We start from the raw sequence: 12,033 nt of genomic DNA, 5'->3' as shown, positions 1-12,033 counted from the left end.
CTGAACTCTGAATAATAAATCTCCCTCAAGTAACGATTAAAAAGCACAGCCAATTGGCTAATGCCGTTCACTTAAGGTGGACGGCTTTTTTATTTCTAGCGTACCGCTGTGGTCTTGGGTTGACTGAACGAGGAAAACTTCGCCCCCTTCGTGGCTCTAGAATGAGGCTTTCTGCCATCGCATAAAAGTATCTTAATTGACGTGGTATGGCTCCAGGTGTTGAATAAGGTAATCCAACAAGCAACCTCATTATTTGAGCTAAACTACCATTGAAACTGAGTTGGTATGGTAAATAATCACCTTTTAATGTGTGGCACATTTTTACCATCTGATATCGCACCATATTATAAGTAAGCAACACTCCCCACAGCTCTTGTTTTACAAGCGCAGGTAAGCGACTTCTTAATGTTAATCGATTACCCAGCATATATTGCTTTTGTTCGCGATAACCAAGCTCTATCTCCCAGCGGTGACTATATAAATCGCCTATATCGGCTGACGGATATTGCATCGGATCTGTCATCGATGTCATCACACTGTATGATTTACCCTTTATTTTTCGAGTCACTAACCTCGCTATTAAGGTGTCAGGCAGCGTTGGCCACATCTTTCTTGCTCTTGGGTTGCTGCTAAGTTGGACTAATTTATCATTACGCCCTAATGTTTGAATAACTTCATATTGCACATTTTTTTTCAGGGGGATTAGCCAGTGACGTTCACAGCCAGTCGTTTGCCATTTATGTAAAAGCCCTAAAGAATAGAAACCTTTGTCGAATAAAGTGAGACTGTTATCGGGTGTGGTTTCTATAAGCTTTTCAGCCAGCACCATTTCATTGACCTTGTAATCATCAAAAGCACTCCCCGTGATTAGGTGGCTGCTTAGCTCCATTTGACACACCATTCTGACCTGTGGGTATTGTGTATTGGTCGGTTTTGTAAAGGCTTCATTGTTTTGGGGTGAGTCATCCGTACGCCAAACAACACCATCGACACCAAGCAAGGTAAGCCCATTCCAATGAGGATGATTAGCGCCATTATTCCAATGCCTTTGGGTGCATTCAAATAAGGCTTTCATGGCGGCTTCACCTAGGTTTTTACGACGCTGAGTTAAAGCACTTGGCGCAACAAATGGCTTACCCTCGCGGTCAACAATGTCGAGCATATTAACGACATCGGCCATCGATTTGTCATTATAAATAACCATCCCGATCAACAACCAAGCCATCGATTCTAGGGTTAGTTTTCTTTTTCGTAGTGTAACGGTTTCGGTCAGTGCATAGGCTTCTTCGATAAGAGATAAAGGGAGTAAGTCTGCGAGTGTTTCAACGTCATTAGGTTTGATGTTGTTAATAATATCGAGAGCATTAGAAAGTTGCATAAAAAAATCCGAATTCTACAAAAGAATTCGGATTCTTACATACCTAGAAGATCGTTCAAGTGCTATTAACTAATTCTTAAATGATCGGCATTACAGCCAATTGGCTGTGCTTTTTGTATACTAAATTTATTATAAATCTAACATTCTCTTTTTTAAACGTTCTAAATCAATCGCACTCGAGCGCACTGTTAATTTAATGTGGCTGTATTCATATTCTTCTTTAACAACACTCATACTCGATCGGATTTCGCCCACGATACCTTTGGCTGTGTACGGTATAACAATCTCTTCTTCAATCATGTCCTCTTGAGCAATGCCAATAATGTATTTGTGCAATTTACTAATATCATCTGGATTACGCGTAGAGGTCATCATCGCATCAGGAAATTCATCCATTAGCGACTGCTGCTGCTCAGTACTTAATTGGTCTGACTTATTCAGTACTAATAATTTTTTGCTACCTTCTACCCCAACTTCTGCCAGTACTTTATGTACTACTTCAAGTTGTGAGCGAAAAGAAGGATCTGAAGCATCTACAACATACAACAATAACGACGCATCATGTGCCTCAGCGAGCGTTGAATGAAATGAAGCAACCAAATCATGAGGTAATTTTTTAATAAAACCAACCGTATCTGAAACCAATATACGAGGCTGGGTAATCGGATACAGCGCCCGAACAGTGGTATCTAGCGTTGCAAAGAGTTTATTTTCGCCTTCTACATCACTACCTGTAATTGCGCGCATCATTGATGACTTGCCCGCATTGGTGTAACCAATTAAGGCCACTGAAAATAGCTCAGAGCGCTGCGTACGTCTGTCCATCATTACATCTTGAACACTAACAAGCTCACGCTTTAATTCTGCTAATTGATCGCGCACCTTACGGCGATTTAGCTCAAGTGTGGTTTCACCCGCACCTTTACCCATTTGGCGTTCTTTATCACCTGTTGATGTTTCACGAAGCCGTGGCGCTACATAATTAAGGCGAGCAATTTCAACTTGTAGTTTTGCAGTTTTAGTACGCGCATGACGGCTAAATATTTCAATGATAATACCGGTGCGATCAAATACTTCTACACCAAGCTGGTTCTCAACATTACGCAGTTGAGAAGGCGTTAAATCGCAGTCAAATACCACTACATCGGCACATGCAAAATCAAGTTCGTCTGATGGAATTTCTGAGGATATTTCGGTTAAAGGGTCTTCATCAAGTAAATCATCTTCTTGCTCGTTTTCAACCATCCCTTTATTGCCGGTAAGGTGTGCTATTTCAGCTAGTTTACCTGAGCCCAGTACATTAACTTTTTGAGTTGAGCTTTGCTTTTGCGATTGCGTACCTACTACTTTAAATCCTAACGTAGTCACCAAACGAGCAAGCTCTGCAAGCGACTCTGTTGCTTCGTCACCTTTAAATTGTGGTGTACTAATAGAAATAAGTAACGCATTAGGAAGTGATGGTTTTGCAGTTAGTTGCATAATTTTTTGTCTTAATGCACCTAAAGTGCAAACCTAATTTTCATTCGAAAGTAACTTGATCCTACGCTGTTATAGCCCAGCTTTATAGGGTTATAGTTCACTAATAACGTTAATATTTAAAACTAACCATAATATACTCAATTTTATGGCTAGTTTTAAAATCACATTATATTAAAGCCTTATTTTTCAGCTTTAATATTAAACGACGCCCTGCTCAATCATTGCATCTGCAACACGCCTAAAGCCTGCAATGTTAGCGCCTAATAAAAGGTTTCCAGGCTCACCAAATTCTGTAGCGGTATCGTTAGCGGTAACAAATATATTTTTCATAATTTGTTTTAGCTTTTCGTCAACTTCTTCAAAGGTCCAACTTTGCATACTCGCATTTTGCGCCATTTCTAATTGGCTTGTTGCAACGCCGCCAGCATTGGCGGCCTTACCTGGCCCATACGCAATTTTTGCAGCAATAAAGCAATCAATAGCCTCTTTTGTTGAAGGCATGTTTGCGCCTTCACTTACTAATAAACAACCGCCGGATAATAATGCGTTAGCGTCTGCCTGTGTTAATTCATTTTGTGTGGCGCACGGAAAAGCAGCGTCGGCATTAAAGCGCCAAACAGCGTGCCCATCTTTAGGGTAGTCATTTACAGAAATATAAATAGCATCGGGGTGAGTTTGTTTATATACACTCAAGCAATCACGCGATTGCTCTTTTAAACATTTAATAAGATTTAAATCTATACCCGACTCATGATACACAGTGCCACGAGAGTCGCTGCAACTTACTGGTGTTGCCCCCATTTGATAAAGCTTTTCCATGGCATAAATAGCCACATTACCTGCGCCCGAGACCAAGCAGCGCTTACCTTGTAGGCTATCGCCACGCGCTTGCAGCATATAGTCAGCAAAATAAACAGCGCCGTATCCCGTGGCTTCTTTTCGTACAAGCGATCCACCCCACAATAAGCTTTTACCTGTTAAAACACCTTCATAGCGCCCAGTCAAACGCTTATATTGACCAAACAAGTAACCTATTTCTCTTGCCCCTACTCCAATATCTCCAGCGGGTACGTCGGTTGTAGGGCCAATATGGCGATAGAGCTCGCTCATAAATGATTGGCAAAAACGCATTATTTCAGCATCTGAGCGCCCTTTTGGATCAAAGTTTGCCCCGCCTTTACCACCACCGATCGGTAAACCTGTTAAAGCATTTTTAAATATTTGCTCAAACCCTAAAAATTTAATTATGCTGGCATTCACACTTGGGTGAAAACGTAAGCCACCTTTATAGGGGCCAAGTGCAGAGTTAAACTCAATTCTGTAGCCTTTATTTACCTGAATATTGCCTTCGTCATCAACCCAGGGAACTCTAAACATAATTTGGCGTTCGGGCTCAACTAAGCGTTGTATAATTGCATTTTTTTTGTATTTTTCTGAGTTTTCTAAGATAGGTTCGAGTGATTCAAGTACTTCTTCAACAGCTTGATAAAACTCGCATTGTGCAGGACTACTATTTTTTAATTGTGCGATTGTGCTATGGATATAATTCATAATTATTCTTCCGTGTTAATAATAAAAGTATTTATCAGATGTTAAAGTAAACGTGATCAAGTTTATGATTCATGCTTTAAGGTCTTAATTTAATATAATTAACTATTACCTTAGCATGAAAAATTGAGATATTTAACGCGAGCTACGTGAATTATTTTTGATTGGAAGCTTAATTTTTATTTATTAAAGATGAATTTAAATTCACAGATTTAAAATTAAAACAGTGCCAAGTGAGTTTTTATATTTTCAAAAGGGAATTTTAGAAGTATTAGGTTAGGTGTGGGTTTGTTTAAAAATATAACAATTAATGGGTTTTATACTGCATTGCGCTCGCAAAAAACCCACTAACTAAAAACTAATTAGCTAAAACCAGTTACTCAGCAGACTCTTCTGGACGGTGCTGCTTTTGTACGCCAGTTAAAAACAAACGTAATATTTGATCGTTACAAACACGGTAATGTTTGTTATCTACTTTTCGAGAAAATGCGCTTAACTCATGTTTACTTAAATCAAAATCAACAAGTGCAAGTGTTGCTATAACATCTTCTGCTTTCATATTTAAAGCAATACGTAGCTTCATAAAGATAATATTGTTGTTTAGCTTTTTCTCAGGCTCTGGTTGCTCACCTTCGCGTTTGCCACGTTGGGTATTAATAAACCCATTTAAAAAGCTAGCAAACTCAGTATCACTTATTGGGGTAAAAGCCTCTTCACCTTCTTTAGTTAACCATGCAATTACTTGCTCTTTGGTGACCGTATGCTCTGCTGATGCAAAAACATTGACCATAGCAGTATCAGTTAAGTTAAAAGTGTAGCGAATGCGGCGTAAAATATCGTTATTAGTCAAAGTAAATCCCAAAGTGAGGTATAGCAACCAAGCAGTTATTGCTTAATTTTAAATAAGCACCTAGTTTAACAGGTTTACTAATACCACCCTATTAATTTTTATCTGAGCTTCTTATACCTAGTTACCAAGCACCTTGGCAGGATCTACGCGCGTTGCTTGCCATGCAGGATAAATAGTGGCAAGTATCGCAAGCACAAACGTAACAATCACTGTAATACCAATGTCTTCAAGTACTAATTTACTTGGTAAAAACTCTATAAAATAAACGCCCTCAAGTGGATTAGCTCCAAATAATTGGCTTATCCACGTAAAAAGTTCACTTATATTAAGCGCTAATACCACACCAATTAGTGTTCCTAGTGCCACGCCTACAAATGCTTGCATTAAGCCTTGCATTACAAAGGTGGCTAAAATAGTACTGTCTTTCGCGCCCATGGTTTTTAAAATTGCGATATTGCCTTGTTTTTCGCGTACTTCCATCACTAAAGAGGACACAATATTAAAACTGGCTACCGCTATAATTAAAAACACCACAATATAAACAATGGTACGTACCATTTGAATATCTTGATAAAGGCTGCCTTGGGTTCTAAACCAACTGGAAACATACACGTAGTCGTCAATAGTTTGGCCCACTTTTAGCGCTATTTGGTGCGCCGTAAACACATCATCAACACTTAACCGCAGCCCTGTTACTTGAGTTTCATCGTAACCCAATGTTTGCTGAGCTTTATTAAGATGTATAAACGCAGCGGTACTATCAATGGGGCCGCCCATTTCTATAACACCTGCAAGGTTAAGTGTTACGCGTTTAGGCGCTAATAATGACTGACCTTTTTGGCCTATTTGCGGAATAAGTAACGTAATGTTGTCGCCTACTTTTGCATCTAACTGTTTTACTATTTGCTTACCTAAAATTACATCATCAAGGCCTAACTGACTCACTAATTTACCACTGGTAAATTGATTTACCGCCGATACATTACTCTCGAGCGATGGCTCAACACCTCGAATTTCTATCGCTTTTAGCTGGCTTTTATATTGCGCCATCCCATTCACTGCAATAAATGGCGCAGCCCCTGTTACATGCGGTTGTGTTTGTAAATCCTCAACTTTTTGCGACCAATTCGCGATGGGTCTACTTGGTGCTACATATTCAACCTGCGGCACAACACTTAGCAATCTATGTACTAGTTGCTGCTCAAAACCATTAATTACCGACAGCGCCACAATTAAAACCGCGACACCTAATAAAATACCAATAGTCGACGCTTTAGCGATAAAACTAACAAAGCCGTTTTTTTCATCTTTGTGTCCTGAATAGGCTCTAAAACGTTTACTTAAAAATGCACTAAGCAACATGCTGCGACTCTTTAATAGCTAATTTTCCATCGTCTAAATAAGCTATTTTGCCTAGCTTATCGGCAAGTTCTAAATCGTGTGTAACTACCACAAAACTCGTGTTTAAGCTTTGGTTAAGCTCATTAATTAAATCGTAAATTTTAATCGCATTTTGTTTATCTAAATTACCGGTTGGTTCATCAGCAAGCACAAGCGCAGGTTTAGTAACCAGTGCGCGGGCAATGGCCACGCGCTGGCGCTCTCCACCAGAAAGCGCAGACGGTTTATGCGAGCTGCGATGTGCAAGGCCGACTTTTTCGAGCATATCGAGCGCTTGAGCTTTGGCTTCTTTTGCACTCAGGCCTTTAATTAATAATGGCATAGCCACGTTTTCAACTGCGCTAAACTCCATTAATAAGTGATGAAATTGATAGATAAAGCCCAAATTTTGGTTTCTAAATGCGGCTTGCTCTGTTCGCGAAAGTTTTGCAACTTCTTGGTTTTTAATTTTAGCGCTACCTGAGCTTGCGGTATCTAATGTGCCAAGTATGTGTAAAAGCGTACTTTTACCAGAGCCAGAACTCCCCACAATAGCGAGCATTTCACCTTGCTGAAGCGCTAAATCAACGCCTTTTAATACTTCAACTTGGTTGCTGCCATCTTGATAAACCTTACTTAAATTTTCACAACTAATTACTAAATCATTCATAACGTAATACCTCTGCTGGTTTTACTTTTGCGGCTTTACGCGCAGGATATAAGGTAGCTAAAAAGCTCATAGCAATACTGGCAAACGCTATTATTACTAAACTCAAAATATCAAATTTTACCGGAAGCTCTATACCCGCCAGTAAGTTTAAGCCCACTAATGCAAGTAGCTCATTTATATATAAACTAAATATTACACCTAAAAATGCGCCTATTGCGGTACCAATTACGCCGTTATATAGGCCTTGCACCATAAACACTTTTTGCACTTGCGAAGGTGTTAAACCTAACGTTTGTAGTATGGCTACTTCACCTTGTTTTTCGCTTACCATCATGGTTAATGCCGATACAATATTAAATACAGCCACCAATACAATGAGGGCAAGCAACATAGACATAATGCGCTTTTCCATAGCAACGGCTGCAAATAGAGTACCTTGGGTACTGCGCCAATCACTATAATTATGATCTTGTAAAATACGCTGGCTTGCTTCAATAAACTCATCTAGTTCGAAAGGTTCGTGCAATGAAACACTTAAATTTGGGGCAGTGTTTTTATCCAGCTTTAACACCCGTTGTAGTGAAGCGCCACTCGTAAACGCAAGCGCCATATCTATCTCAGATCCGGTTTCGTATATTGCGGCAACTTTAAATAAACGCTGGCTGGGTACTCGCCCAAGTGGTGTATACGTTGAAGCATTAGGCATAATAACGCGAAGCTTATCACCCACGCTAACGCCTAATTTACGACTCAAATAACGGCTTATAGCAATGTTGTAATTTTTGTTTAATACAGTTTTCCAATCGCCTTGCACTATTTTATCGGTAATTCTATACAAAGAACCACTATCGTTATAAAGGCCTTGTAATAAAACGCCGTGCAAGTCTTTATTCGTTTGCAAAATAGCTTCACCGTGGCGATATAAGCTTACATGATCAACATAAGGAGATTGTTCGAGGTCGGTTTTTAGGGTGTTCATTTGGGTGGCAGTGTTTTTACCTGCGCTAACTTCAACATGCGGAATAAGTCCAAGCATATTGGTTTTTAGGCTATTTTCAAACCCGTTCATTACACTGCTTACCGTAAATAATGCCATTAAACCAATAGCGATACCGGCAATAGAAAAAAACGAAATAAACGATATAAACGCATTTCCTTTAGAGGAGCGACTATATCTAAGCCCTATAAATAAGCTAACCGGTTGAAACATATTATTTTTAACACTTATCGTAAAAGTATTGAGCAATAGTAGCACGAAAAAAGTGCCTTTGGGTATGGCGTAAAATGTAAGAAATAATTTAAAAATCTGATACTTGGCTATATTTACAGCAATACGTGTTTAACCATTAATTCGCGGTTAAGTTTTCAGCCCTTTAACTAAATAATCGAGCAATACCCGTACATTAGTGGCCACAAACTGCCTTGGCGGATACACGCCCCATACTCCTTCTTGCTGTGGTTGATAGGGTGTTAAAATAGGCACCAATTGCCCTGAGTTAATTTCGTTTTCAATGTAGTAGTCTGGGAGTTGTACAATACCGAGCCCCTTTTTTGCGCCATCCACCAGCGCCCAACCACTATTACACTGTAGCCGCCCCGCTATTTTAATGTGTTTATCGCGCCCATTTTCGTTTACGCGCCAGTAGCTACTATTCCCAATTAAACATTCATGGCTGTTTAGCTCGCCTAAAGTATGCGGCTCACCAAATCGCGTTAAATACTGTGGTGCCGCGCACATAATAAAACGCCGCGCACTTAACCTACGCGCTTTTAAGCTCGAATCTTTTAAATGCCCAAGCCTTATTGCTAAATCAAATCCTCCTTCTAATAAGTTTTCTTGCTCGTTACTTAGTGTGGCAACAACTTCGACCTCGGGATGATCCTTCATAAAATTATGCACTATAGGCATAATGAACGTTTCCCCATACATAACAGGGGCTGTGAGCTTAATTTTACCCTTTGGTGTAGTTTGGTGCGTGGCAAGACCTTGAGTTGCCTCATCCATAGCATGTTGTAAGTGCTTTATTTGATGTAAATACACTTCGCCTTCTTTAGTTAAAACCACTTTACGAGTAGTACGGGTTAAAAGCTGGGTATTTAAACGTTGCTCAAGCGCCGTAACATGGCGGCTAATATGCGCAACCGAAAGCCCAAGCGTTTTTGCAGCCGCAGTAAAGCTGCCCTCCTCCCCTACAGCTATAAACTCATCTATTCCATTCCAACGCGACATTATTACCATACTGTAAAAGTGTTTTAATAAAATTGAGATTATCATTATTTGAGAAACAAATACAATAACCCCATCACCCAAGCAAATTGGGTCTACAATTATTTTTTAATAGCCAGTTAAAGGAAATAAAACACATGTCTGAATTTATTAAATCAAAAGCTGCCATTGCTTGGGGTCCTAATCAACCACTTAGTGTTGAAGAAGTTGATGTGATGATGCCTAAAAAAGGCGAAGTAATGGTAAAAATTACCGCTACAGGTGTGTGTCATACCGATGCATTTACATTATCAGGCCAAGATCCTGAAGGCATATTTCCTGCTATTTTAGGTCACGAAGGGGCTGGTGTTGTCTATGCTGTTGGCGAAGGCGTAACGAGTGTTGAAGTTGGGGATCATGTTATTCCTTTATACACTGCAGAATGTGGCGTATGTAAAATGTGTACTTCAGGTAAAACTAACCTGTGTTCAGCCGTGCGCGAAACACAAGGTAAAGGCCTAATGCCAGACGGCACTACACGATTTTTTAAAGACGGCCAACCAATTTATCACTACATGGGTACATCAACGTTCTCTGAGTACACTGTATTGCCAGAAATCTCACTCGCTAAAGTAAATAAAGAAGCATCACTAGAAGAGATTTGCTTACTAGGCTGTGGTGTAACAACAGGCATGGGCGCAGTTACCAACACTGCTAAAGTAAAGCCTGGCGACACTGTTGCTATATTCGGCTTAGGCGGTATTGGTTTGTCTGCGATTATTGGCGCAAAAATGGCTGGTGCGGGTCGTATTATTGGTGTTGATATAAACACCACTAAATTCGATTTAGCTACAAAACTAGGTGCAACTGATTTAATTAACCCAAAAGATTTCGACAAGCCAATTCAAGAGGTTATTGTTGAAATGACAGACGGCGGCGTTGACTACTCGTTTGAATGTATCGGTAATGTTGACGTAATGCGCTCAGCACTTGAGTGTTGCCATAAAGGTTGGGGAGAATCGGTAATTATTGGTGTGGCGGGTGCTGGCCAAGAAATATCAACCCGTCCGTTTCAACTGGTAACTGGGCGTGTATGGCGTGGTAGCGCATTTGGTGGTGTTAAGGGCCGTTCACAACTTCCTGAAATTGTTGAGCGTTACATGGCGGGTGAATTTGCTCTTAGCGACTTTATTACTCATACAATGGGCCTTGAAGATATTAATGAAGCGTTTGACTTAATGCACGAAGGCAAAAGTATTCGTACAGTCATTCATTACTAATAAACTGCATTCGTAAAATAGCTTATTAATAAGCCGTAATACTTTTAAGTTTACGGCTTTTAAGGATTAAGTATGTTAGAAAATATCTCAAGTGTAAAAGTGTCTGGCGGTTGGCATAAACAATATACTCACAGCTCGCAAAGTACACATAGCACTATGCGCTTTGCCGTATTTTTACCACCTGGCGCAAGTGAGACAAACAAAGTACCGGTACTTTATTGGCTATCAGGTTTAACCTGTACAGACGAAAATTTTATGCAAAAAGCCGGCGCATTTAAAAAAGCAGCTGAGCTGGGTATTGCTATTGTAGCGCCTGACACTAGCCCGCGCGGCGAAAACGTACCCAATGAAGACAGTTACGACTTTGCACAAGGCGCAGGCTTTTACGTAAATGCCACGCAAGCTCCTTACAACACTCATTTTAATATGTACGATTATGTTGTTAGTGAATTACCAGCACTTATTGAACAACATTTTCCGATTACAAGCACAAAAGCAATTAGTGGTCACTCTATGGGCGGGCACGGTGCATTAATGGTTGCACTTAAAAACCCGACTGCGTTTGTAAGTGCCTCGGCTTTTAGCCCTATTGTAAATCCGATTGAATGCCCTTGGGGTGTAAAAGCATTTACTGGCTATTTAGGAAATGATAAGGCGCTTTGGGCACAATATGATAGCTGCGAGTTGATGAAAAACGCAGAGCAAGCTCATTACTTACCCATGTTAGTGAGTCAAGGTGATGCTGATGGCTTTTTACAAGAGCAACTTAAGCCAGAAAACTTAGTCGCTATTGCTGATAAAAAAGGCTACCCGCTTACACTTGAAATGCAAGCAGGCTACGATCATAGCTACTTTTTTATAAGCAGCTTTATTGACCAACACTTATTATTTCATCATCAGTTTTTAACTGCATAGGCTCATTAGTGTGTAGGGATGACTTTTCTAACTCTACACACTCTTTCAATACTTTACTCACTTGCCTGCATACTTGTACCGTATTGTTATTGCCCTTACCTTTAATAAATTCAACTATAGCCATATCGGCCTCAACACCGAGTTTAGTAAAGCTAAAGCCCTCTTTATCTTTTACAACAGGCCCCGCATTTACTGGGCTAGGTTGAGAGCGCGCTGCCCCATCTAAAATTATACCCGCAGCAGCGCAACCAATTAATACATTTGAAAATAGAATAATCAATAAAGTACGCATTATTAACCCCACCAATATAATTACCTAAATTATAT

At 40.0% G+C, this 12,033-nt stretch carries 11 protein-coding genes; 2 read left to right on the top strand and 9 right to left on the bottom strand.

From position 1 onward, the window contains the following. Window positions 1-67: 67 nt before the first annotated feature. From I6F42_RS05755 to I6F42_RS05720, 8 genes are all read right to left on the bottom strand, one after another. A complete protein-coding gene (locus I6F42_RS05755) occupies window positions 68-1,378 on the bottom strand; it encodes an IS4 family transposase (RefSeq protein WP_197151391.1) in 1,311 nt (436 codons plus the stop codon). 129 nt (window positions 1,379-1,507) lie between these two features. Next, window positions 1,508-2,857: a GTPase HflX gene (gene hflX, locus I6F42_RS05750; RefSeq protein WP_024592374.1), complete on the bottom strand. Its 1,350-nt coding sequence runs from the start codon at window positions 2,855-2,857 to the stop codon at window positions 1,508-1,510. 198 nt (window positions 2,858-3,055) lie between these two features. Next, entirely contained in the window at window positions 3,056-4,408 is a 1,353-nt protein-coding gene (gene gdhA / locus I6F42_RS05745) for an NADP-specific glutamate dehydrogenase (RefSeq protein ID WP_007582676.1), read from the bottom strand. A 373-nt stretch (window positions 4,409-4,781) separates the two neighbouring features. Next, window positions 4,782-5,255 (bottom strand): DUF1456 family protein, encoded by a 474-nt coding sequence (locus tag I6F42_RS05740; protein WP_002960721.1) that lies wholly within the window; start codon window positions 5,253-5,255, stop codon window positions 4,782-4,784. 117 nt (window positions 5,256-5,372) lie between these two features. Next, window positions 5,373-6,617, bottom strand: coding sequence for a lipoprotein-releasing ABC transporter permease subunit (locus I6F42_RS05735; RefSeq protein ID WP_165735013.1), 1,245 nt, complete (start codon window positions 6,615-6,617; stop codon window positions 5,373-5,375). Further along, window positions 6,607-7,305, bottom strand: coding sequence for a lipoprotein-releasing ABC transporter ATP-binding protein LolD (gene lolD, locus I6F42_RS05730; RefSeq protein WP_007375330.1), 699 nt, complete (start codon window positions 7,303-7,305; stop codon window positions 6,607-6,609). The genes I6F42_RS05735 and lolD overlap by 11 nt, the downstream gene beginning before the upstream one ends. Further along, a complete protein-coding gene (locus tag I6F42_RS05725; protein WP_165721537.1) occupies window positions 7,298-8,515 on the bottom strand; it encodes a lipoprotein-releasing ABC transporter permease subunit in 1,218 nt (405 codons plus the stop codon). The genes lolD and I6F42_RS05725 overlap by 8 nt, the downstream gene beginning before the upstream one ends. A gap of 147 nt (window positions 8,516-8,662) precedes the next feature. Continuing rightward, window positions 8,663-9,535 carry a LysR family transcriptional regulator gene (locus I6F42_RS05720; RefSeq protein WP_169060182.1) on the bottom strand — a complete coding sequence of 291 codons (873 nt, stop codon included), beginning with the start codon at window positions 9,533-9,535 and terminating at the stop codon, window positions 8,663-8,665. Between the two features lie 134 nt (window positions 9,536-9,669). Here I6F42_RS05720 and I6F42_RS05715 point away from each other — a divergent pair, with 134 nt between their 5' ends. Together I6F42_RS05715 and fghA are read left to right on the top strand one after the other, a co-directional pair. Continuing rightward, entirely contained in the window at window positions 9,670-10,791 is a 1,122-nt protein-coding gene (locus I6F42_RS05715; protein WP_007375333.1) for an S-(hydroxymethyl)glutathione dehydrogenase/class III alcohol dehydrogenase, read from the top strand. A gap of 72 nt (window positions 10,792-10,863) precedes the next feature. After that, window positions 10,864-11,706: an S-formylglutathione hydrolase gene (gene fghA, locus I6F42_RS05710; RefSeq protein ID WP_121954832.1), complete on the top strand. Its 843-nt coding sequence runs from the start codon at window positions 10,864-10,866 to the stop codon at window positions 11,704-11,706. On the opposite strand, the gene I6F42_RS05705 is transcribed toward fghA, so the two are convergent. Then, entirely contained in the window at window positions 11,660-11,998 is a 339-nt protein-coding gene (locus tag I6F42_RS05705) for a hypothetical protein (protein WP_197151388.1), read from the bottom strand. The two genes, fghA and I6F42_RS05705, sit on opposite strands and share 47 nt — an antisense overlap. Window positions 11,999-12,033: the final 35 nt, after the last annotated feature.

Source organism: Pseudoalteromonas sp. SWYJZ12 (assembly GCF_015864395.1).
Classification (GTDB): Bacteria; Pseudomonadota; Gammaproteobacteria; order Enterobacterales; family Alteromonadaceae; genus Pseudoalteromonas; species Pseudoalteromonas arctica.
The sequence above is the reverse complement of the archived record's forward strand: the minus strand, read 5'-3'. Positions and strand labels throughout refer to the sequence as shown.

What these genes read in the sequence shown, in the direction of transcription:
- I6F42_RS05715 (WP_007375333.1), top strand. Translation starts at nt 9,670, where the DNA reads ATGTCTGAATTTATTAAATCAAAAGCTGCCATTGCTTGGGGTCCTAAT.
- I6F42_RS05755 (WP_197151391.1), bottom strand. Translation starts at nt 1,378, where the DNA reads ATGCAACTTTCTAATGCTCTCGATATTATTAACAACATCAAACCTAAT.
- fghA (WP_121954832.1), top strand. Translation starts at nt 10,864, where the DNA reads ATGTTAGAAAATATCTCAAGTGTAAAAGTGTCTGGCGGTTGGCATAAA.
- hflX (WP_024592374.1), bottom strand. Translation starts at nt 2,857, where the DNA reads ATGCAACTAACTGCAAAACCATCACTTCCTAATGCGTTACTTATTTCT.
- lolD (WP_007375330.1), bottom strand. Translation starts at nt 7,305, where the DNA reads ATGAATGATTTAGTAATTAGTTGTGAAAATTTAAGTAAGGTTTATCAA.
- gdhA (WP_007582676.1), bottom strand. Translation starts at nt 4,408, where the DNA reads ATGAATTATATCCATAGCACAATCGCACAATTAAAAAATAGTAGTCCT.
- I6F42_RS05725 (WP_165721537.1), bottom strand. Translation starts at nt 8,515, where the DNA reads ATGTTTCAACCGGTTAGCTTATTTATAGGGCTTAGATATAGTCGCTCC.
- I6F42_RS05705 (WP_197151388.1), bottom strand. Translation starts at nt 11,998, where the DNA reads ATGCGTACTTTATTGATTATTCTATTTTCAAATGTATTAATTGGTTGC.
- I6F42_RS05720 (WP_169060182.1), bottom strand. Translation starts at nt 9,535, where the DNA reads ATGTCGCGTTGGAATGGAATAGATGAGTTTATAGCTGTAGGGGAGGAG.
- I6F42_RS05735 (WP_165735013.1), bottom strand. Translation starts at nt 6,617, where the DNA reads ATGTTGCTTAGTGCATTTTTAAGTAAACGTTTTAGAGCCTATTCAGGA.